Source organism: Bacillus sp. BPN334 (genome assembly GCF_008368885.1).
In the GTDB taxonomy this organism is placed as follows: domain Bacteria; phylum Bacillota; class Bacilli; order Bacillales; family Bacillaceae_G; genus Bacillus_A; species Bacillus_A wiedmannii.
The window spans coordinates 72212-94071 of sequence record NZ_QOZW01000019.1; the positions used below are offsets into that span (position 1 = coordinate 72212).

Genomic DNA, 21860 nt, shown 5'->3' on the forward strand with positions numbered 1-21860 from the left:
GTATTAGAACATCCTGCAATAGCGAGACAGTATGTAACCAATAAAACTAATAATATTAATTTCTTCAAATAGCCACTCCTATATAAGGAAAATATTATATTGAGAAAATTAAACATAACATCGAATCTTTGTAAAAACAATATATTTCCTAGTATTATTATGTAATGGCGGATTAATGCACACCTTAAGGTTCATTAATCCGCTTATAAGCGTAGAACCTCATGCTCATCAAGTAAATGTTCAATTTACATTTTATCCGATTCTCAATGTTTATTCCAATATAAAAAAATAGCTATTTTTGTTGAAAACTAAGTGTCTCCCAAAATGATAAATACGAATTGAATTCCTATAACCATATATATTTATTCAGCTAACTTCTCCCCTGTAACAATCCGAAATAAAGTAGCTGCATGTTTTCCTTCTAATTGAGCGTACAGATGATTCCCCGACTTAATTTCCAATTTCTCCTTATTAGTACTTACCCAAATTTGATACAACACAGCTTTCGCCTCTATTTTCGGATTTTTAAATTGAAAAACAAAGTGATAAGCCGCTGGATGAGACATTTCCACTTTTTTATTTTCAAAATTAATATCATTTAATATTTTCTTTACTTGCAACACTTCATTATTATCTGTCACTACCTTAAAATCTTTATATTCATTATCACCAATATGTTTTTGCACTTGAATTCTTTGATCTTCATTTCCTACTATATTTGAACAGCCGGTTACTATGAATATACATATGGTAATAAAAACTAGAGAAAAATTTCTAACTCTCATATTCATCAACCTCTTTTCAATACAAAATATCTCAAATTGTAAAATAAAGGTAATTATTTTACACTTAGAAATATAAATAATAAAGAGAAAGGAGTGTCGTTCTATGCAGTTACAAACATACACTTGGAAAAGTTATATGTTTCTCATTGTAAGTATATTCGTTACTATTAATCTCTTTCTCTTCGCACCTATTTTAGACAGAGTTGGAATAGAATATGTCGTGCCTTTCGCCTACTTCATATTAGCTTCCGCTGTTATAGCGATCATATTAGCGATCATCTCTTTTTGTAGCCGAGCTGAGAAGAAAATTTTAGCGATTATCGGTTTATGTTTTACTCTATTTAACACAGCGATCATTTTATTTTTCCTTTGGTTTGGTTACCACTTCACTTAAGTGAAATATAAATACACTCCATAAGTCACAAATAAAATTAGTAAAATAGCAATGCCGAGTACCGTGTATATAATCCATTGTAAGTTCGAACTCATATACTCCCTCCTCTTGCCTCCTAACAATTCCAGTATATAACAAAAAGCATTGGATACCCAATGCTTTTTCATACTTACGCAAATAAAGACGTATTCGCATATAAAGCTGGTGAACCACCTGAATGTACGAATAAAATGTTGTCTTCTTTATTAAATGTACCTTTTTTAATTAAGTCGATTAATCCCGCTACCGCTTTCCCTGTATACACTGGATCCAGTAAAATACCTTCTGTTTTCGCAAGTAATTGAACTGCTTCCACCATTTCTGGCGTTGGTAACGCGTAACCTGGTCCTACATATTCATCAAAGCATGTAACAGCTTCGCGCGAGATAAAGTTCGGAATACCAACGTGAGCTGAAGTTTCCTCTACAAGTTTTGCTACTTTCTCTTCTTGTTCTGCTTTTCCTCTACTTACGTTGATTCCAATTACAGGAATGTGACTTTGTGTTCCAGCAAAACCAGTAATTAAACCAGCGTGCATACCAGCGCTACCGCTTACGCAAACGACTGTACTGAAATCAATTCCTTGGTCAAATGATTGTGCCATAATTTCTTGCGCACAAGCAACGTATCCCATTGCACCAGTAGGATTTGATCCACCAACTGGTATGACATATGGTGTATTACCTTTTTCACTAACTTCTTTCGCTACTTTATGCATCTCTTCCATAAGATCTGCCCCGTTTGGTACAACAATTACATTTTCAGCACCTAGTAAATGATATAAGAAATAGTTTCCGTTAAAGTCTGGCTTCTCTTCTGGCTCAAGCCCTTCTTCTAATACAAGGATACATTTCATTTTTTCTTTTACCGCAGCTGCCAGTGTTAGACGGCAATGGTTTGACTGAATACCACCAGCTGTAATTAACGTATCTGCACCTTTTGCCTGTGCATCCGCAACTAGAAACTCTAACTTTCTCGTCTTATTACCACCAGCTGTTAAACCAAGTAAATCATCTCGTTTAAAATAAATAGTCGGCCCACCAAGTGCTTCAGAAAAATTGTTTAATTTTTCAATTGGTGTATATGACTCTGTATATTTTTTTCTCGGGAATTTAGCTAAATTCATAAATAACGCTCCTTTTGTACTTCTTTCACAATGTATGTAACGATACTATTATTACATGTAAAAATGATGAAGTCATCTTTCCGGGTGAAAAATGTGTTGGAATTCGGTGTTAGTGAATGAAATTGTATTAACACTTCGGCTCTTAATACGATACATGAAATTTATATCGGCGCAACTCGAATTATATCAGCGATTTTTCAAATATATCGACTTACCGAAAAGAACAAACAACACCAAAAGGCACACTCGATGAAAAGTGGGCCCTCTTCCAATCACTTATTTGCCGAAAATCGAAGAAGCTGCGTTAATCCTGGTTCTACATTCATTTCGCCTTTATGGCGTACGTATACAGTCTTGTTCCCATCAAATTTTGGAGGGTTCGCTTTACTGTATGTGTACCACTCATTCGTTCCTTCTACATTGTACTCCATATACTCTGTTGCACCGACAATTACATTTTTACTATCATCAGCTGTTACATCTGGCGCCATTTGTGCAACTTTCGAATCACTAATTAATAATTTTTTTATATCCTTATCACGTTTGTAATCGTAAGCTGTTACCATTACATCGTTACCATATGCTTTCACTTGTAATCCTTGTTTAAATGAATAGCCATCAGGAGCAGTCTTCTCTCCGCCATTTGGCCCAGCCGACATCCAGCCCGTTTCAATCCCGCCTGTATTTACAACAGTAAATCCTTTATTATCTCCGCCTGTAATTTTCTTTTTACCGGCCCAGTCTGGTAGGTTTAAATCCCAATGCGTGTGGCTTGTGAAGAAAACAACTTGCGGATAGTCTTTTAATATATCGTACAACTTATCAACGTTTAAATAATCTTGTAAATACGGATTTTGTCTTGATCCAGATACTGTATCAGGTAAAACGTGATGAGAGAAAATGAAAATCGGCTTATTTTTATCTTTTTGGCTATATTCTTCTAAATTTTGTTTTAACCAACCTAATTGCTCATCACTCATAAATACTTCATCCCACATTTTTGAATCGTGGTATTTCATATATTTTTCAGTTCCTAAAAATAAAAGCGGATAACCGTCTAATTCTTTTTTATGATATACCTTTTCTTGCCCGCTAAATTGTAAGTAGCGGTTGAATAGCGTTTCTTCCGTTACACCATTTGGCCATGTACTTTGAGAGAGCTTCCCATCAGCTGTCCATTTACCAGCATAAAACTCATGATTCCCAACAGTTGACCATACATTCTCTGGATGCTTATTTTTGTTTAACACACGCTTCACATCATCATATTGTGACTGTTGTCCCGTTGGCGTTATATCCCCATTCATAATAAGCGCTCTAGAAAGTGGTGTCACTTTTTTCATATCTTTTAATACGTGATCAAAATCCCCCAAATCCCCTTGAATATCACTAATAACGTTAAAAGTGGTAGCTGATTTTCGAACTTGTTCTTTCCCTTCCGCATGTGCTGAAAACGTCGGTAATAATGCCGTCATAACTGCTAACGAAGCAACTGTCTTTTTCATACAAATTCTCCCCCTAATCATAGAATGTATAAACTGACATGTTCTGCTTTCTCTAAGGTGCTTGTCCAATTCACATTATAAGGAGGGATTGTAAAGATAGATGACGTTAAAAGTTAAGTGTTTCTTAAGAGATTTTGTCGTTTTTTGCAAACCACAATTAGCGATTCACGCCAATCTAGCTTTCTAGCCTTTAACATTACATACATGTAAATTTTGATGTTAAATCTTTTAGTCTCATACGTTGTTTTTTATTACTTCTAATTTTCGGGAAAAATCCACTAATTAATAATGTTATAATCCATACCATTATTAGAATAAAGTTTATTGTATTACCGGAATTCAAGCTGAAAACTCTCCACAAATAGGCAGCAGAAAAAACGAGAATAGCAGTAATAATAAGTAAAAATGTCCTAACTACTAATCCGATGTAGGGTTTCTTCTCTTGCTTAAAAATGAAAGTTCTTCTACCTTTGTACAATCTAATTACAAATAGCAGCAAATATACACTAAGTGTGGCTCCAATAACAATTGATGTAATGGAATTGCTTTTTCTCTGCTCAGCTAGAGAGAAGTAACTTTCAGGTAATTTTCCAGTTTCATATTCCATCCATGCGTGGTAAATATCCTGTCGTAAATCTATACCACCTTCACCATTTGTAAGGATTACCAATCCATCTTTTGTATTAGGAATGAAACCATAAAAAGAGTGCCAGCCTCGATTGTCACCAGAATGATAAATTAATTCCCATTGATTAGATATTTTTTTTCAAATATACCTAAACCATTCTCCCCTAATACTGGCTTTTGCATTTCCTCAACACGTTCACTTTTGATGACACCATTCCCTTTATTATTTGCATCCATGCTTGCAAGTATTAATGTCATCATATCCGTAACATTTGTCTTGAGACCTGCAGCAGCTTGTTCAGTAAATTGGTAACTAGGAAGTTCCTCTCCAAAATATCCATAAGCTTTCGAAAGGTTATAGTTTTCAGGACGTTGTAAGAATGAACTAGATTTCATTCCTAAAGGTTTCATAATTTGTTCTTCCATATAACGATTAAACGGTATTCCGGTAACCTCTTCAATTACAAGTTGTAAAATTGTATATCCGCCACCAGAGTAAATTGTTTCTGAACCTGGTTTATTGGTAACCTCCACTGGTTCATTAAGCCATCCTTTTCCAGACAGAGACTCCTCGATAGAATTAAGATTTTTCACTGGTACAACCCCAAGGTATCCTTTATGTGCAGACAGTCCTGCTGTATGACTTAATAATCTTCTTATCGTAACTTCATTATTATTAAACTCTGAATTAGGTAATTTCCATTTGGTCAGATATTTTCCAACGGGATCATCTAGTGATAAACGACCTTCATCTACAAGATGTAGGATTCCCCACGCTGTAAGGCTTTTAGATATGGAACCAGCTTGAAACAAAGTATCATCACTCACCGCTTTTTTTGTCTTTTTATCTACATAACCGTAGTTTAGTGTATAAGCAATACGCCCCTCATGTACAATCCCTATTGCAATCCCTGGTACCTCATAATTCCCCTGCCATTTTGGTACCTGTTCATCCAACTTTTTTTTGAAATCCTCTATACTCCTATCAGTCAACATACCCGATTCTGCCCTCACCACATTTGTAAAACACGCTTCATTCGTAATAAATATGCAAATAATTAAACATAGAATACTTTTGCATATTATCGATGCTTTTTGCCTATTCTTCATTTGTTCCACCCCTTTTTTCAGAATATTCTACCCATCAATCAGAGTATCCCATTCTAATATCCCGTTCTATCGATTTTTATTACTTAACCTTACATAATTGTAATAAAAATCAAAGATTTACATGCTTAGGGGTTTTACTGTTCTTTATTCAAGGGCAGGAAATTTAATAAAAAAAGACACAGAGATTTCTCCCCATGCCTACTAATCCTCTACCTCTTCACCGCATGCACATAATGCACCGTCTCAAAAGCTTCTAAATAATCATTTCGTCCTTCAAAGTATAACTTATCAATATCCTCTGGTGATAAGTGCTCATAAATGAGTAAGCCCGCCTTCTCTAATAGTGCTTCCATTTCTGTATAAGAAAAACACGATTTCATCGGTTCTCCGCCTACTGCAGCAATTTTCACCATATTTTCAACTCGATTGGACAGTCCTTTTTCCGTAAATAAATTTTCATCCGGATAATCAAAAACGATAGAACTTCCCTCTGGAACCATCGCAAATAAACGTTCTATTAAACTAGATAGTTCCTCTTTCGTTAAATAGTACGTAACACCTAATAGGCTAAAAAACGTCTTTTTATTTTCAAATCCTTCATTTACTAATGTTTGCTTCGAGAAATCTTTAGTGAAATCCATCGAAACAAAATGAAGATTGTTTGGAATTTCATACTTTGCTTCTTTCACTCTTTGTATTTTAAACGCTTGCGTAGAAGGATGATCCACTTCAAATATTTCTATTTTATTCTCTAACTCTCGGTGTCTAAAACTAAATGTGTCTAAGCCAGCACCGAGTATGACGTGTTGTTTTGCGCCTAATGTAATTTCATGTAGTAATACTCTTTCACAATATGCCGCGCGTGCCAAAGGTGTTGGTGATAATTGAACTTGTGTAATCCATTTTAATATTTCTTGTGGATTGTCTTGAAACTGCTGTGCAATGTCTGTATTGAAAAAATGTATCCCTTGAACCATATTCGTTTCAATATCGTTACGTTCTTTTGGTGAAATGAAATCTTTAGCTACATAATCATCAAAGATTTTAGGACGATCAAATTCACTATGATACGCTCTTCCGAAAGCTGATACTAGCGACGTTACACTCGCTTCACCTTTTTTCACGCACATACACTCCTTCATTTTTACAACAAAAATAGGGTTCCCCTGGCCAGGAGAACCCTATTATACACTTTATTTATATATTGGTAAATTATAGAATAAATAAGTTTTTTTGTCAAGTTTCTAGCCTGCTATCAAACCAACAATTTGTATATTCTCTGGCAGGAAAATTGTCGATTCACACAGAATGTTCCAAATTATAACAATACATATGGAGGCCAATATGAAACGATTAGTCATTATTACCGTAGGAAAAACACACAGCGGAAAAACTACATTTGCTAAAGAACTAGAAAAAGAGTTACCCAACTCTTTCGTTATGGATCAAGATAACCAAGCTGAATTTATCAACACACATTACGAAAAATTACAGCCGGATGAAGGCACTAATACATTTAAGCACGGTTTTTCGAAATTCATTGTTGATTATGCAAAAGAACATACGAGTTTACACCTTATTATTTGCAACTCAAATAGAAGTCGAAACGGCAGGATGTATTTACTCAATGAATTGTTTCAGAAAGATGACTATGTACGCATACTCGTTCATTTTGATATTCCAGATGATGTCCTTTACGAAAGAGTAGCTCGAAGCACGCGAAGTACAAATATTTTTAGAGGTGATTATTCTAGTTTCAAAGAAGTACTCGATCGACAACATTCTGAATCACTTCACGAAGATGTGGTAGATCCTATAGAAAACGAGGCTGATTATTTGTTTGTTATTCGCAATAGCAAGGATATAAACTCTACTATAGAAGAAATTGTGCATCTTGCTAAAGATTTGTCCCCTACCCAAAAATAAGAGACTATAAAAATTACATAATCATAGATTATTATGCAAATACTTCCTCTAGACATCGTACATGGTATATAATGATAAGATAATCTACTTCTATATGCTCAATTTTACACAAAACAGCTCATGCATATGAAAGAAAAGAGGTACAATAATATGAAAACAAAACAAACAATTGCTGCGTCTACACTAGCTTTAGCAATGATTGCTGGCGCAAACTCTGCTCATGCGGAAGTAACTGATGCTACTCCTCAGCAAAGTACGGGAGATCGATTAGCTGAAATTAAACAACATAGACAAGAGTTAGATGCGAAATTGCAGCAGCACAAAGAAAACGTGGATCAAACATTGAATGAACTTAACCAAGTTAAGGAAAATGTTGATACGAAGGTTAATGAACTACATGAGCGTAAACAAGTTGCTGATGAAAAAATTAACGAAATGAAACAACGTAAACAAGAGTTAGATGCAAAACTTCAGCAAGACAAGCAAATCGCCGAAGATAAAATCGCTAAAATTAAAGAGCATAAAAAACAAGTAGAAGACAAAGTTGCTGAAGTTAAAGAACATAAGCAAAATATCGATAATAAGGTTAATGAGATTAAAGAACATAAACAAACTGTCGATGAAAAAGTGAATGAAATTAAGCAACATAAAGAAAATATCGATCAAAAGGTTAATGAACTTAAGGAAGTTAAAAAACAGGTAGATGAAAAATTAGCTGAGTTAAAGAAAGCAAAACAAACTGCTGAGGACAAACTTGCTGAGCTAAAAGAAAATAAGCCGAATACTGGGAACACGTTAGAGGAACTTAAGAAAATTAAAGGCAATTTAGATAGTCTTTCCGCTAACTTAGAACTAGCTAAACAAGATGTAAAAAACAAACTTGCTGAATTACAAAAAGCTAGAGAAGATTTACTAAATAAAATTAACGAAATAAAACAAGCGAAACAAACTGTTTCAGACGATTTAACAAAGAAAAAACAAGACTTAGATATTAAAATCAACGACTTTAAACATACTGAGAAAAAAATTGATGACAAATTAGCTGAGGTACATACAACGAAGCAAAATGTCGATAACAAAATTAATGAAGTATCTCAATCGAAACAAACAGAAACAAAGACTGGTACTACAAATGTAGACAATAATACTAGAGAACTTCCTAACGCCGGTAGTGAGCAATCAAATAATATGGCTTTAGGTATGTTATCTGTATTAGGCGGCGTTTTATTAGTAACACGAAATAAAATTAAAGCGTTATTCTCAAAGTAAAGCAATTATACCTATTTTAAAATAATTATACGAAAGACAACCGCACATTTATGTGTGATTGTCTTTTTTCTTTATATTAACTTCCCATCTCTAAGCGTCAATATACGATCACATACATCAAGCATTCTTTCATCATGCGTAATCATAATTGCTGCTTTTTGGCTCTCTTTCACTTCACGTTTCATCATTTCAACGACTTCACGTGCGCGTTTTGAGTCTAAACTTGCTGTTGGTTCATCCGCTAATATTAAGTCGGGGTTGTTCATAAACGCACGAGCGATTGCTACCCTTTGTTTTTCCCCGCCAGATAGTTGATTTGGATAATGATTTTTTCTTTCTCCTAATCCAAATGCCGCTAATAAATGATCCGAACGCTTTTCTGAGTCTTGTTTGTTTTCTTTTTTAAGCTTTGCAATATAAAGCAATTGTTCTTTAACATTTAAATATGGAACAAGATTTGCAAACTGGAAAATGAAGCCGATTTTTTTCAAACGAATATCTGTCATTTCCTTTTCTGATAACTGTGTAATATTTTGCTCACGAATGTAAATATCCCCTTTTGAAGGTGATAATAATGCACCCGCGATTGATAATAACGTACTTTTCCCTGATCCAGAAGGACCAACGATTCCGATAAATTCTCCAGCTTTCACATCAAGGGACATCGGATGAAGGGCTGTTACTTCCGTATTCCCTTCTCCGTACACTTTACTTACTTTGTCTAATTTCAATAATGAAGTCATTACATCCCGCCTCCAATTGCTTCTAATGCATCAACTTTTAATACTTGGTATAACGAAATAAGTGTTCCTAAAATACTAATTACGATAAAGATTGCTGCATATTGTGCAATCATCGGTGTTGTTAATAAGAACGGCATACCTGCTGGTAAAATTTGTTCTAATCCTTGTACAAGGACAATACTAATTACCATCGCAACGACTGATAAGAATAACGCCTGCACGACTAAGCTATTTGCTAAATAAGAATTCTTTGTACCGATTGCTTTTAATACACCTAATTGTTGTGTTTTTTGCAGTGTAATGACGTAGAAGAATACACCGATTAGTAACGCAGCGATAACAAGTAAGAACGCAATGATCATCGTTAATGTTCCTTGCTCTTCTTTAAATCCTGGAATACTTTGTAATACTTCTTTTTTGTCGATAACATGTGCATTTTTAATTTCTTTATCTGTATGCAGCGCAATTGCACTATAATCTTTTTGGTTTGGTTGTGAAATAGAGCCCCATACGTCTTCATTTACATACACGACTGGTGTATGGCTAAACATTTGGTCTTTCGTAAATCCAACAATTGTAAATTCTTTCTTTGAAACAGGATCAATAATTGTATCGCCAATATCGATTCCTTTTTCTTTAATTGATTCATCAGCAACCATTTCGTTATTTGCTGTACCTAATTTCTTACCTTTTACAATGTTCGGTTCTAAAAATGAATCACGTTCACTGGAGAAAATAGCAACATCCACTTTTTTCGAACTATCTTTCTTTTCATACGTTGAAACTTTCACACGAAACGGAACGGCCTCTTTCTCGCCTACTTGATTTACTACGTTATCTACATCATCTTTCTTAATTTGTGAACGAAGTAATTTATTTTCCGCATCATCTGCTAAAACAAACTTGTTTGCCTCCATATTTTGAATCGATGAAGCATTATCATATGATAGTCCATTTGCTAATCCTGAAATAACAAGAACTAAAAATGATAATAACACCATAATCAGTCCGATTAATCCGTATCTTAATTTTGATTGTTTCAATTCACGCAGAGCTAAAAACATTTCGCTCGCTCCTTCCTCTTTTTTTCTATGCACTAATCATAAAAAAGAAATATGAACGGAATATGAACAGAAGATTACAGAGGAGAAGATTTAATTTTCAGAAAGTATTGAAAATAACTAGAATCCTTGATACAATTCAGTCAAATAATCTTGACCGAGTAATTTTATTTAAGGAGTTGATCATTTTGAAGCCCATGTTAACACTCACTACTTATAGCCAACTAAAAGCAATAAGCGATCCACTACGTGTCGAAATGATGATGCGTCTATGCGAACGTCCTTATACAGGACAACTACTATCTGAGAAATTCGGCATTCCAAGGGCGAAAATTCATTATCATTTAAAAGAATTAGAAAAGAATGGTTTTATAGAAATTGTTTATACAGAAGAAAAGAATGGCATCATTCAAAAGTTTTATCAATCTGTCGCTAAAGGCTTCACCCCTGCCGCGAACCTATTACCTCATTTAGAAATATTAAGCGAATCCGGTCGCCAAATCTTTTTACAAATGACGGAAATGACGAAAAGCCATATTCTCGCTGCACCTGAAGAAGCTTTTACATTACGGAAAATCAGCGAAGATCCAGCTGAGTGGAATTACGTTTCATCTTGCTGGGAGTTTGATGCTACGCCAGAACAATTTCAAGTGTGGGTGAAAAAGTTTTATGAAGTGATGTCTGAATTAAACGAGATTACAAAAGATGCAGATAAAGATCCAAATAGTAAATCTTATTACATTTCTACTACTGCACTACAAATCGACGAACGAGCGATGCAGCGCTTTGTGAAAAAAGAAGAAAAATCGTAATACGATTTTTTTTACATAAACGGTCAAATTTATTTTACCGAATAAATTTATTATAAAGGAGTAGATTAAATGGACATATTGAAAAACCGGAATTTCCTCTTATTGTTTTTAGGGAGAATTTTTACAAACATAGGAGATAGTTTGTATTATGTAGCGGCGATGTGGCTCGTATATAAACTGAGTGGTAATCCTTTTTATTCTGGATTGGCTGGTTTCCTTACATTATTACCTTCTGCACTTCAATTTCTTACCGGTCCATTCGTTGATAGATGGTCAATCAAAAACACCCTCGTCATTACACAAGTTTTGCAATGTATTCTTATATTAATCATTCCTATTACACACTACTTCGACCTATTAACTGTTCAACTACTACTCATCATTATGCCCATCGTAGCCTTTATCGAACAATTCACCTATCCCGCACAATCAAAAGCTTTACCACTTCTATTGAATAAAACACAATTATTAAAAGGAAATTCACTCTTTTCATTTGCATATCAAGGCATTGATTTAATTTGCACGACGCTTTCTGGCATATTAGTAGCACTACTTGGCGCAATCACTTTATATGTAATCGACTCTTTCACATTCGCGATTACTGCCCTTTTGTTCTTTTCATTGAAAATGCCAAAGCAAGCGGAAAACAATACATCACTTTCAACTAAACAATATTTCTCTGATTTAAAAGAAGGCTTTTCGATCGTCTTCCGTTCATTAATGGGCGCCTTCTTAATCGGTTCAGTTGTCGCTAATTTTTCAATCGGTATGACAATGGCGATACTCCCTTCTTACGCTGATTCTGTTGGAGGCGTGAAATCATATGGCTTCTTCTTAGCTGCTATATCAGCAGGTAGTCTCATCGGTGCATTATTCAGTTCATGGGTTGGCAAACGTAATGTTGGCCGTGTCTCCATTATTAGCTTTGCGACTGGCGCTATCTTTTGGTTTCTCTCTACGATTGTACCGTTTCAATGGCTATCTATTCTCTTATTCGGCCTAGCTTGGATACCAATCGGTGCCACCAACATATTATTTGCGACAATTAGTCAAATTGCAATTCCAAATCAATATCTTGGACGCATTAACTCAGTCATGCGAAGTATGGGCACAATTGCTATGCCGTTCGGTTCTTTAATTGGCGGATACACCGCAAATGTATTTAGTAGCCAACTCATTTTTGCGCTCGCTAGCATCGGTATTTTATTTATTTCTCTCATATGGCTGCTTCATCCGAAATTACGAGCATTGCCGAAAGCTGATGAAATTACAGCGGATACTTTTGGAGTTCATTTTAGGGAAGAGCGCGGGAAAGGTACAGCTTTATAGCAGGAACAAACATAACCCCGTTCTAGATTTGGGACGGGGTTAAAATGTAGTTATTTAATTTTGGATGTAAAATACTTCACTAAAAATATAACAATAGCACCAACTAAAACGTTCAATTAACGATTTGATGGCCAAGACCCCTGCATTTTCCTTAATTGAATAATTTGGCCTGTATGATAAGCATCATGAAGCATGATGTCCAGTAATTTCTTCTCAAGTGAATTTTGTTCAAGCTCTTTTTCGGAAATCGCGCTCAATACCTGTCTTAAATTACGCTGAGCATTTTCAGAACGTTCAACGACTTCCTTCCATTCCGTGTCATCATTAGATTGCTTAGTAAGATAAAAAGTGTCATTACCGTCAAGATTATGTGTCCATTCACGGCCTTCCAAGTTTGCAGCAAGCCTCTCTTTGTAATAAATGAGATGATTAACGCTCTCCCAAATGGTATTCGTTGCCTCACCATATGGTTTCCACATAGCCTGTTCGGCTGTAAGTCCTTCTATAGCATGTTTAAACGGTGCATACCAACTCTCTTTATCGAATGTTGAATCTAGTACGTTTAATAACAAGTCAATTCGTTTCAAAGTAATTTCCTCCCTATACGGTTCAAATTTTAATACAATCCTTATAACTCTGTAGAGATTCTACATGTTTAAATAAACTTCCTCCTGAGCTCACTCCACAAACTCGTCCGATTATGTAATGAAAATGACTCACATTTTTTCACTTTACACGTATACTAGAAACCAAAAAAGAAGAGGCCCTTCCGTAGCAGCCTCTTTCATCTATTTCGGAAGCTCCACCTGAACAGTAGTCCCTTCCCCTTTCGTACTATACACTGAAACGTTTCCGTTATGCAGTTCTACAATCTTCTGTACAATCGATAATCCTAAACCGCTACCTTCTACGTTTCTTGCTCTTGCTGTATCTACTTTGTAAAAACGATCAAATATACGATCCATTTCTTCTGTTTCCATACCAATTCCGTTGTCTGATATATAGATCATCACACTTGATTCTAATTCTTCTACAACAAATTCAATCGTTCCGCCGTCGTTTGAAAACTTAATACTATTCGTAAAGATGTTACTCCATACTTGATGAAGTAAGTTTTCATCGCCTTGTATTGTAATGTCTGGCACATCAAATTCAACAGCGATATCTTTTTCACGCCATTTCCATTCGAGCATAAAAATGACGTCTTTAATTTGCTTCTGCAGATTAAATTCTTTTATTTGCAATACTTTCTCTTCTTTGTCTAAAGAAGCGAGCGTAAGTAACTGTTTACATAAACTAGACATTCGCTTACTTTCGCCCTCAATAATTTGTAAGTAATGGTTTCTTTCTTCTTCACTCATCTTTTCTGTTTGCAATGTTTTCGAAAAACCTTGTATGGATGAAAGTGGCGATTGAAATTCATGTGAAACGTTCGAAACGAATTCTTGTCTCATTTCATCTAACTCTTTTATACTTTTCGTCATCTTTTGGAAGCTTGTAGATAACGTACCAATTTCATCTTTTCGTTTTACATCTAATTCAATTTCATATTTACCACTCGCAATTTTTTGCGTAGCCCTCGTGAACTTACGAATTGGGCGAATGATATACCCTGCTGCAATCGCAATAAAAATAATACTTAATAAAACGATAAACCCTAGTAATACCGCTAGAAAAATTCGCATCTCACCAAATTGTTGCTGAATGTCAGGACGAATGAATAAAGCGTACTGTTTATCACCGTGTTTTACCGGCACACCGACACTATTAATTAATTCATTATCGAAAAACCCCGTAATAAAGAGGCGTGTTGGATATGTAGAAACGCCGTTAAACGTTTCCCCTTGCAATACTTTACGAACGGTGTCATCACTAATTGTCGTCTTACGAAACGCATTGCCAATACGCTTTCCGTTCTTTTGATCATCGACAATATAAATTTCATATCCTAATTTCGCGATAGACTGTAAGTACGCCTCTTGATTTTCTTCACTTTGCTTTTCATATAACGATTTTACTTCTTCCGCATACATTAAAATCTTTTCACTATTGTACGGTTTTAACTTCACTTGATAGTATACATTTGTTAATAAAAAACCGATAATACTGCTAAGTAGCATGATTCCAACCGTCATAAAAACAAATCTAGAGTATAATGATTTCATCTTATTTCAACTCCAACTTATAACCGAGTCCGCGTACTGTCGTAATTTGAAAATCATCCGTTCGTTTTGAGAAACGATCTCTCAGTCGCTTCACATGAACATCAACTGTTCGTTCGTCCCCTTCAAAATCCATTCCCCATACTAATTCAATTAATTCTTCTCTTGAAAATGTCCTTCCCGGATAACTAGCAAGTTGTGATAATAACTCAAATTCCTTTAATGGAAGCAGAATCGTTTGACCATTACACTTTACTTCGATACCTTTACGATCAATTGTTGTTCCATGAAGTGTAATAATATCAGCACTCAGCATTTGATAACGACGCAGTAATGCCTTCATACGGAAAATGACTTCAGCTGGTTCAAATGGCTTTACAATATAATCGTCCGTACCAGAAATGAATCCTTTTTCTTTATCAACTAACTGATCTTTCGCAGTTAATAAAATAACCGGTATATCATGATACTTCCGGATTTCTTCACATAACGTATAGCCATCAACAAACGGCATCATAATGTCTACTATCGCAAGGTGAATATTCTCTTTCTCTAATACGTCTTGTGCTACCTTTCCATCTTCTGCTTCAAAAACTTTAAACCCCTCTTTTTGCAAATGGTAATGTAACAATTCTCTAATATGCTTATCATCATCAGCTAATAAAATATGTATCATCTTCATTAAACCCTCTCTTGTTCATCCTTCTACATCCTTACCTTAAGAAACAATTGGATTTTTTGCAAGAAAAAGAAAAACAAACCAACATTTTAAGATAAATAAAAAGAATCTATTTTGAAAAAAGATTATTCAAAATAGATTCTTACGTTTTAGTATTAAGATTATTTTAATGAAAAGTAATTTCTATGCTTTAGAAATATCTACGAATCCTTCTCCAAATACGTCACGAACATCGTGTATAGCAATGAACGCAGCCGGATCTGTAGTTTGAACAATCCGTTTTAGCTTGACTACTTCTTGCTTATTAATAACAACATAAAGAATTTCCTTCGGAGTTTTCGTGTAATAGCCATGACCTGAGTACACAGTAACCCCTCTGCCCATTAAGGTAGTTACCTTCCCGGCAATTTCATTCGGGTTATCAGAAATAATCGTAATGGCTTTCTTCGGATTTAAACCTTCAATTACAAACTCCATCACTTTCGTTGCTACATATAGCATAATAATTGTTATCATCAGTTTTTCTGCACCAATGATGAAATAAGATGAAAACGCAACAATTAAATCGAAGAACAGTAGACCGTAGCTAATGCTCCATCCTAAATATTTATGCGTCATCCTTGCTAAAATGGTAGTACCTGCTGTTGTTCCGCCAACGCGAATAATAAGACCAATCCCGCACCCAATAAATATTCCTCCGAAAATGGCATTTACAAGCATTTCATCCGAAGCAATCGTCCAACCTTCTGTCAAATGAAGGAATAGCGAATTCGTAACTACAGCGATAATCGTATAAATTGTTGTAATCTTATTCAAAAATTTATAACCAGCTATTAACAAAATCGCATTTAAAATTAAGTTAACTAAGCCTGGTGACCATTCAAATAAATAATACGTAATAATCGTGATACCAGTTACTCCACCCTCACCAAACTCGTTCGGGATAACAAACAAATTGACACCTAACGCAAATAGAAATGCACCAATAATAATAAAAATAATGTCTGTCGTTCTTTTTTTCATACAGTACCTCACTTCTTATGTAAATATTTATTCTGTCATAAACTCTCACCATTATATCGTGGAATATTCAAATCGAACAGTGGTTTATTTTTATTTTAATATAGGATGATAAAACAACTTTATCCTATATCCACATGTAATTTAAAAAGTAAAACAACTGTATTTATTATGTACTACAAGTAAAGTTTTGATTTCACATGCAGTTGATGCTAAAAAATGAATATGAACACTCACTCGCACAAACTTCGAATACAAAACAAATAGGCGAAGCTATAGAATAGACTTCGCATCAAACATTTGATCCCAGAGATTTATATTCATACATTCCAGAAATAAATTTACTTATCTTTCTCCATATATTCTTTAATCTTTCGTTCTTCCCACTCTTTTCCGAATATCCCAACTGGAAAAGTTGTCAAACCGTGTATAACGATACCGATCCCCCAACCTGCAAGTGGATATACAAACCATAATTTACTTGAATCAGAGCTTATATTTATAATAAAAAGCATTAAGTTCACTAGTATATAGACCGTTAAATGAATATAAAACGCTTGTAAATTCTCTACCCTTTTTTTAGCTCGTAAATAAACCTCATCTCGCTCCACCCTTAAACACCTCTTTTCATATTGTTTTTTTCACCTTCGCTCCAGTATTAACATCATATTCTAATCAGAAATCCGTTATTCTCAAAAAAACATAAAACAAAAAAGTACCCATCGAATTATCATACATATGATGATTCGATGGATACTGCATGATACATTTGTTATTTACAAGCGTCTAATTAAGACCAAATCCAAACATCATCATTATTTTCAACGTCGCTCTTTACCTCATGAACTTTTTCAATGTTGTCCGTTGTGTTCCAGTTAATAGAACTTCCGCCCCATCCTACAAACTTCATATCAATTTTTACTTTCTCACCCGTATGAAATACTTGTCCCTTCGTTAAGAAAACATCAATAATAACTTTCTTCCCGTTTAGTGATGGATACTCAACTACGACATATTTAGTAGAACCTTCTCCTTCCTCTTCCCTCGTTCCTACTTTTGATACTTCCCCAATCACATAATCAGGAGAACCATCTTCTTTCATGTGCATACCTAATTTATGTGACGTATTTTCAACTGAATTTGCAATCATATATTCCGTGAAATTACGCATCATAGATCCAGTAACTTTTACTTCATCTCCTACTTTCACATTTGAAAGGGAATCCATATACACACTAACAGGTTCCTCATATTGCTTAGATTTTACGACAATTACACCGTTATCTACTTCTATTACTCGTCCTTCTAACGTCGAGAAATTGGATTCCATAGAAGCGGCACTCGCTTTTGACAGTTCTAATCCTGGTAAATTCGTTCCTGATAATGCTGCGATTCCTAAAGCACCTGCTAAAATTATTTTTTTCATACCCATATGTAACCTCTCCATTCATGATGATTATATTTTTTGATTGGATACGACCAACCTGTAACCATTATAGTTACAGGTTGTACAAAATAGCAACTATCTTTCTTATGCAATGTTGCATACTGTAACTTTTAAATATACTCAACACTAAGACTGAATTCTTAAATACTGGCAGGTAAACGGATTAATGATGAAGAAAATAATGTGATGCATCATATTTTTTCAATGCTACAGTTTGTATAATCGTAGTCCATTACATTATGTAGGAGCGGAGTTAATATGTTAAAGAAACCAAAGAGATTACAGGCAGGAGATATTGTGGCAACAGTAAGTCCTTCATGGGGAGGCGCAGGCGATTCTGAGATAAGATGGCGTTATGAACAAGGAGTAAAAAGATTAGAAGAAGTTTTCGGTCTTACGGTTATCCCAATGCCAAATAGTTTAAAAGGTAGCGAATTCATTTATAACAATCCACAGGCTCGTGCGGAAGATTTAATGACAGCTTTTAAGGATACGCGCGTGAAAGCAATTATTGCGAATATTGGCGGTGAAGATAGCATCCGCTTACTTCCTTATATAGATTTTAATGTAATACGTGAAAATCCGAAAATTTTTATGGGGTACTCTGACGTTACCGTTTCACACTTGTTTTGTCATAAAGCAGGAGTTTCCTCTTTTTACGGTCCAGCCATTTTAACTGATTTTGCCGAAAATGTAGAGATGGATCCATATACAGTTGAAATGGTAAATCGGACTCTCTTTTCAAATGAGACAATTGGCGAGATTCAACCAGCTCCTGAATGGACAAGTGAGCGTTTAGAATGGATAGAGGTAAATAAAGATACAAGGCGTACGATGCAACAAAACAATGGCTATGAACTACTTCAAGGCTCTACTACCGTACAAGGACGCTTAATTGGTGGTTGTATAGAAGTATTGGAATTTGCAAAAGGTACGGAGCTTTGGCCTGAGAAAAAATATTGGGAGAATCGTATCCTTTTCTTTGAAACTTCTGAAGACCATCCAGAACCAAGCTATATAAAGTATTGGTTACGAAATTATGCAGCACAAGGCATTCTGCAAAAAGCAAGGGGCATCATTTTTGGTAAACCAAAAGACGAAATGTATTATGAAGAATATAAACATGAAATACTGCAAGTAATGAAGGAACATAATTTAGAAGATTTGCCGATTCTTTATAATTTAAATTTTGGCCATACCGAGCCGAAGTTTATTTTACCTTACGGTGCGATGGCAGAAATTGATTGTGAAAATGGGTCTTTCTCTATTTTAGAGAGTGGCGTAGAATAAAGGAAAACTTTAAATAAGTATAGCCATTTTCCTGATCCTACAGAAAAAATAGCGTGTTTTTTCATTTTAGAGAGTATTTTATTTTGGTTAGCTTGATAGCGCCATGAAAGGACCCCAATAAATAAAATCACTCCTATGAGATATGACTGTGAATTAATACTTTTTAAAAGTATATAATTGGAGGGAGATTACGTGTATGGAAGTAACATTTACAGTAAGTAAATGGGATGAAAAACTAATCGATGATACTAGAAAAGATTTCCCTATCAATATTGCCCATGTTGAATATGATATTGATGGTGAATTAAAAGGAAAAGCTTTTGTTGAATACTTGTTATATTATTTAGACTCAAATATAAATGATGGTCACTTGGCTACTGCTAAAATTTCTGGATTTTTACACTTTGAAGGAATTTATAAGGGGCAACAAGGGACATTTACAGCTATAGAGCAAGGAATATTTGATAAAGGAAATCTAGATTCCCCAGGAACAATTATTAAAGCTACTGGTAACTTAGAAAATCTGAGAGGGTCCTACCATTATCAGTTTACAGGTCAAACTAGTAAACTGATTTTAGAGTTTGAAATTTAGCAAAATATCCTATAATTTAGTGGAAAGGACATTTCTTGTAATACTAGGAATGTCCTTTTTTTGTTGACGAGCTTATTCAACTATTCTTCTATTAGTTAAGAAAAGAACAGAGTATATTACATAACGTCTTATTATCAGTATTCAACGATGCATAAAATTTTCGTTATGGTGGAATTAAAAATCTAAGCTCGAGAGGCATGTGGCCCCCACCTATTCATTACTTTTCCTACTAACTAAAGAATAATCCCAGAAAAACTCCCCTTCATAACTTCTTTTTCAAGTTGATTCCTACATACAAACATCGCAATAATCTTTGTACGATTTTTTTCATCAGGCTCAAATTGTTCAATGGTTACGTCACAACGAATCGTATCACCGCTAAACACAGGACGTAAAAATTCAAAATCCATCTTGCGAGCTAATACGTTATAATCACCGCCAATTTTTGTAGGCAATGTTGATGTTAACAGTCCTTGTACAACGAATCTCCCCTGCTCATCTGGTGTAACATGATGAACACCTTCATCTTTCGATACTTCCGTAAATAACGCAACATCTTCTTTTGTAAAAGTTCGTTCAAAGGTGATTTTTTCTCCTACTTTCAATTCCATCCATACCCCTCCTCAAAAACACTTTTAACATAAGAAAAACCGAAACTATAATCATTTCGGTTTTTCAATCTAACGAAGTCTATATTTACTTTAAAGAATGTACAAACAACCCACTACGCAGTTTCGGTTCAAACCACGTTGATTTCGGCGGCATAACTTCTCCAGCGTCTGCGATTGCTAATAAAGATTCCATTGATGTCGGATATAATGAGAACGCTGCTTTATATTCACCGCTATTTACAAGGCGTTCTAGTTCTTCTAATCCGCGGATTCCTCCTACAAAATCGATACGTGAATCAGATCGCGGATCATGTATTTCAAGTACTTGGCTTAATAAATGATCTTGCAGAATAGATACATCTAAACCTTTTACAAGGTCGTTCGCATCAAATGTTTCCTCTTTCACATTGAGCTTATACCATTTCTCGTTTACATACATTCCAAATGTTTTTGGCTCATTTGGTTTATACGGAGAAACAGCTGCTTCTTCTACATAAAAGTATTGTGCAATTTGCTTTAAAAACTGTTCTTCTGATAAGCCGTTTAAATCTTTCACAACTCGGTTATAGTCCCAAATGGATAATTCATCGTGAGGGAATAATACAGATAGGAAGAAATTAAACTCTTCTTCTCCTGTGTAATTCGGATATTGTTCTCTTCGCATGATCCCTACTTTTGCAGCTGATGCAGAGCGGTGATGTCCATCTGCAATGTACAGGTTAGGAATATCTTCAAATAAGTTTACTAAACTTGCAATTACTTCTTCATCAGCTATTTTCCAAGCAACGTGCCTAACGCCGTCTTCTGCTGTAAATGTATAGATTGGCGCATGTTCTTCTTTCCAGCTGGCAATGAAACGCTTTATCTCTTCTTTTGTACGATACGTTAAAAAGATAGGACCCGTATTTGCGTCACATACATCTACGTGGCGAATGCGATCTAGTTCTTTTTCATGACGTGTTCTTTCATGTTTTTTAATTGTATCATCTTCATACTCATCAATCGATGTACAAACGACAAGGCCTGACTGCGTTCTTCCTTGCATCGTCAGTTCATAAATGTATAACGCTGGCTCTTCGTCTTGAGTGAACACTTCTTCTCGTATAAATCGATTTAAATTTTCACCCGCTTTTTCATATACACGATCATCGTACGGTGAAAGTGCCGGGTCTAAATCAATTTCTGCTTTATCAACGTGTAAGAAAGAATACGGATTCCCTTTTACAACCTCTCTTGCTTCTTCACTATTTAATACGTCATACGGTAAAGCTGCAACTTCCGCTGCTTTTTCTTCTACTGGACGAATGGCCCGAAACGGTCGGATTTTTGCCAA

The 21860-nt window shown here is 35.0% G+C and carries 21 protein-coding genes and 1 pseudogene; 7 read left to right on the forward strand and 15 right to left on the reverse strand.

Going from position 1 to position 21860, the window contains the following annotated elements:
* Nucleotides 1-362: 362 nt before the first annotated feature.
* Nucleotides 363-785 (reverse strand): YhfM domain-containing protein, encoded by a 423-nt coding sequence (locus DN393_RS26015; protein WP_149174082.1) that lies wholly within the window; start codon nt 783-785, stop codon nt 363-365.
* A gap of 103 nt (nt 786-888) precedes the next feature.
* On the opposite strand from DN393_RS26015, the gene DN393_RS26020 reads away from it, so the two are divergent.
* On the forward strand, nt 889-1179 hold the full coding sequence (locus DN393_RS26020) for a hypothetical protein (RefSeq protein ID WP_064475801.1): 291 nt from the start codon (nt 889-891) through the stop codon (nt 1177-1179).
* 169 nt (nt 1180-1348) lie between these two features.
* Here the strand turns inward: DN393_RS26020 and cuyA are convergent, their stop codons facing one another.
* From cuyA to DN393_RS26040, 4 genes and pseudogenes are all read right to left on the reverse strand, one after another.
* Entirely contained in the window at nt 1349-2344 is a 996-nt protein-coding gene (gene cuyA, locus DN393_RS26025) for a D-cysteate sulfo-lyase (protein WP_149174083.1), read from the reverse strand.
* Nucleotides 2345-2616: 272 nt separating this feature from the next.
* Nucleotides 2617-3849, reverse strand: coding sequence for a DUF4073 domain-containing protein (locus DN393_RS26030; protein WP_149174084.1), 1233 nt, complete (start codon nt 3847-3849; stop codon nt 2617-2619).
* 196 nt (nt 3850-4045) lie between these two features.
* Nucleotides 4046-5586: pseudogene (locus DN393_RS26035) on the reverse strand (serine hydrolase domain-containing protein).
* A 209-nt stretch (nt 5587-5795) separates the two neighbouring features.
* A complete protein-coding gene (locus DN393_RS26040) occupies nt 5796-6716 on the reverse strand; it encodes a class I SAM-dependent methyltransferase (RefSeq protein WP_149174085.1) in 921 nt (306 codons plus the stop codon).
* Between the two features lie 202 nt (nt 6717-6918).
* Here DN393_RS26040 and DN393_RS26045 point away from each other — a divergent pair, with 202 nt between their 5' ends.
* Entirely contained in the window at nt 6919-7512 is a 594-nt protein-coding gene (locus DN393_RS26045) for an ATP-binding protein (protein ID WP_149174103.1), read from the forward strand.
* 150 nt (nt 7513-7662) lie between these two features.
* On the forward strand, nt 7663-8781 hold the full coding sequence (locus DN393_RS26050) for an LPXTG cell wall anchor domain-containing protein (RefSeq protein ID WP_149174086.1): 1119 nt from the start codon (nt 7663-7665) through the stop codon (nt 8779-8781).
* 71 nt (nt 8782-8852) lie between these two features.
* Here DN393_RS26050 and DN393_RS26055 read toward each other — a convergent pair whose 3' ends face one another.
* Nucleotides 8853-9524, reverse strand: coding sequence for an ABC transporter ATP-binding protein (locus tag DN393_RS26055; RefSeq protein WP_088047167.1), 672 nt, complete (start codon nt 9522-9524; stop codon nt 8853-8855).
* Nucleotides 9524-10588 carry an ABC transporter permease gene (locus DN393_RS26060; RefSeq protein WP_149174087.1) on the reverse strand — a complete coding sequence of 355 codons (1065 nt, stop codon included), beginning with the start codon at nt 10586-10588 and terminating at the stop codon, nt 9524-9526. The genes DN393_RS26055 and DN393_RS26060 overlap by 1 nt, the downstream gene beginning before the upstream one ends.
* 185 nt (nt 10589-10773) lie before the next feature.
* Here DN393_RS26060 and DN393_RS26065 point away from each other — a divergent pair, with 185 nt between their 5' ends.
* Together DN393_RS26065 and DN393_RS26070 are read left to right on the forward strand one after the other, a co-directional pair.
* Nucleotides 10774-11397 (forward strand): ArsR/SmtB family transcription factor, encoded by a 624-nt coding sequence (locus DN393_RS26065; RefSeq protein WP_048559929.1) that lies wholly within the window; start codon nt 10774-10776, stop codon nt 11395-11397.
* Between the two features lie 69 nt (nt 11398-11466).
* Nucleotides 11467-12726, forward strand: a complete 1260-nt coding sequence (locus DN393_RS26070) for an MFS transporter (protein WP_149174088.1) — start codon at nt 11467-11469, stop codon at nt 12724-12726.
* A 116-nt stretch (nt 12727-12842) separates the two neighbouring features.
* On the opposite strand, the gene DN393_RS26075 is transcribed toward DN393_RS26070, so the two are convergent.
* From DN393_RS26075 to DN393_RS26100, 6 genes are all read right to left on the reverse strand, one after another.
* A complete protein-coding gene (locus DN393_RS26075) occupies nt 12843-13313 on the reverse strand; it encodes a DinB family protein (RefSeq protein WP_064475810.1) in 471 nt (156 codons plus the stop codon).
* Nucleotides 13314-13514: 201 nt separating this feature from the next.
* Nucleotides 13515-14891, reverse strand: coding sequence for a sensor histidine kinase (locus tag DN393_RS26080; protein ID WP_064475811.1), 1377 nt, complete (start codon nt 14889-14891; stop codon nt 13515-13517).
* Nucleotide 14892: 1 nt separating this feature from the next.
* Nucleotides 14893-15570 (reverse strand): response regulator transcription factor, encoded by a 678-nt coding sequence (locus DN393_RS26085; protein WP_081257291.1) that lies wholly within the window; start codon nt 15568-15570, stop codon nt 14893-14895.
* A 180-nt stretch (nt 15571-15750) separates the two neighbouring features.
* On the reverse strand, nt 15751-16590 hold the full coding sequence (locus DN393_RS26090; protein ID WP_000747488.1) for a YitT family protein: 840 nt from the start codon (nt 16588-16590) through the stop codon (nt 15751-15753).
* Between the two features lie 338 nt (nt 16591-16928).
* Nucleotides 16929-17198: a 2TM domain-containing protein gene (locus DN393_RS26095; RefSeq protein ID WP_000438999.1), complete on the reverse strand. Its 270-nt coding sequence runs from the start codon at nt 17196-17198 to the stop codon at nt 16929-16931.
* A 179-nt stretch (nt 17199-17377) separates the two neighbouring features.
* Nucleotides 17378-18019, reverse strand: coding sequence for an ATP F0F1 synthase subunit alpha (locus tag DN393_RS26100; protein ID WP_064475812.1), 642 nt, complete (start codon nt 18017-18019; stop codon nt 17378-17380).
* A gap of 273 nt (nt 18020-18292) precedes the next feature.
* On the opposite strand from DN393_RS26100, the gene DN393_RS26105 reads away from it, so the two are divergent.
* Together DN393_RS26105 and DN393_RS26110 are read left to right on the forward strand one after the other, a co-directional pair.
* Nucleotides 18293-19324 carry a S66 family peptidase gene (locus DN393_RS26105; RefSeq protein WP_064475813.1) on the forward strand — a complete coding sequence of 344 codons (1032 nt, stop codon included), beginning with the start codon at nt 18293-18295 and terminating at the stop codon, nt 19322-19324.
* Nucleotides 19325-19520: 196 nt separating this feature from the next.
* Nucleotides 19521-19916: a DUF3224 domain-containing protein gene (locus DN393_RS26110; RefSeq protein ID WP_149174089.1), complete on the forward strand. Its 396-nt coding sequence runs from the start codon at nt 19521-19523 to the stop codon at nt 19914-19916.
* A gap of 233 nt (nt 19917-20149) precedes the next feature.
* Here the strand turns inward: DN393_RS26110 and DN393_RS26115 are convergent, their stop codons facing one another.
* Together DN393_RS26115 and DN393_RS26120 are read right to left on the reverse strand one after the other, a co-directional pair.
* Nucleotides 20150-20527: a hotdog family protein gene (locus tag DN393_RS26115; protein ID WP_064475815.1), complete on the reverse strand. Its 378-nt coding sequence runs from the start codon at nt 20525-20527 to the stop codon at nt 20150-20152.
* A gap of 85 nt (nt 20528-20612) precedes the next feature.
* Nucleotides 20613-21860, reverse strand: a complete 1248-nt coding sequence (locus DN393_RS26120; protein WP_064475816.1) for a DUF1015 domain-containing protein — start codon at nt 21858-21860, stop codon at nt 20613-20615.

Excerpts from the sequence above, each read along its gene's own strand:
- DN393_RS26015 (WP_149174082.1), bottom strand. The coding sequence starts at position 785 with ATGAGAGTTAGAAATTTTTCTCTAGTTTTTATTACCATATGTATATTC.
- DN393_RS26020 (WP_064475801.1), top strand. The coding sequence starts at position 889 with ATGCAGTTACAAACATACACTTGGAAAAGTTATATGTTTCTCATTGTA.
- cuyA (WP_149174083.1), bottom strand. The coding sequence starts at position 2,344 with ATGAATTTAGCTAAATTCCCGAGAAAAAAATATACAGAGTCATATACA.
- DN393_RS26030 (WP_149174084.1), bottom strand. The coding sequence starts at position 3,849 with ATGAAAAAGACAGTTGCTTCGTTAGCAGTTATGACGGCATTATTACCG.
- DN393_RS26040 (WP_149174085.1), bottom strand. The coding sequence starts at position 6,716 with ATGTGCGTGAAAAAAGGTGAAGCGAGTGTAACGTCGCTAGTATCAGCT.
- DN393_RS26045 (WP_149174103.1), top strand. The coding sequence starts at position 6,919 with ATGGAGGCCAATATGAAACGATTAGTCATTATTACCGTAGGAAAAACA.
- DN393_RS26050 (WP_149174086.1), top strand. The coding sequence starts at position 7,663 with ATGAAAACAAAACAAACAATTGCTGCGTCTACACTAGCTTTAGCAATG.
- DN393_RS26055 (WP_088047167.1), bottom strand. The coding sequence starts at position 9,524 with ATGACTTCATTATTGAAATTAGACAAAGTAAGTAAAGTGTACGGAGAA.
- DN393_RS26060 (WP_149174087.1), bottom strand. The coding sequence starts at position 10,588 with ATGTTTTTAGCTCTGCGTGAATTGAAACAATCAAAATTAAGATACGGA.
- DN393_RS26070 (WP_149174088.1), top strand. The coding sequence starts at position 11,467 with ATGGACATATTGAAAAACCGGAATTTCCTCTTATTGTTTTTAGGGAGA.
- DN393_RS26080 (WP_064475811.1), bottom strand. The coding sequence starts at position 14,891 with ATGAAATCATTATACTCTAGATTTGTTTTTATGACGGTTGGAATCATG.
- DN393_RS26085 (WP_081257291.1), bottom strand. The coding sequence starts at position 15,570 with ATGAAGATGATACATATTTTATTAGCTGATGATGATAAGCATATTAGA.
- DN393_RS26090 (WP_000747488.1), bottom strand. The coding sequence starts at position 16,590 with ATGAAAAAAAGAACGACAGACATTATTTTTATTATTATTGGTGCATTT.
- DN393_RS26100 (WP_064475812.1), bottom strand. The coding sequence starts at position 18,019 with ATGGGTATGAAAAAAATAATTTTAGCAGGTGCTTTAGGAATCGCAGCA.
- DN393_RS26105 (WP_064475813.1), top strand. The coding sequence starts at position 18,293 with ATGTTAAAGAAACCAAAGAGATTACAGGCAGGAGATATTGTGGCAACA.
- DN393_RS26110 (WP_149174089.1), top strand. The coding sequence starts at position 19,521 with ATGGAAGTAACATTTACAGTAAGTAAATGGGATGAAAAACTAATCGAT.
- DN393_RS26115 (WP_064475815.1), bottom strand. The coding sequence starts at position 20,527 with ATGGAATTGAAAGTAGGAGAAAAAATCACCTTTGAACGAACTTTTACA.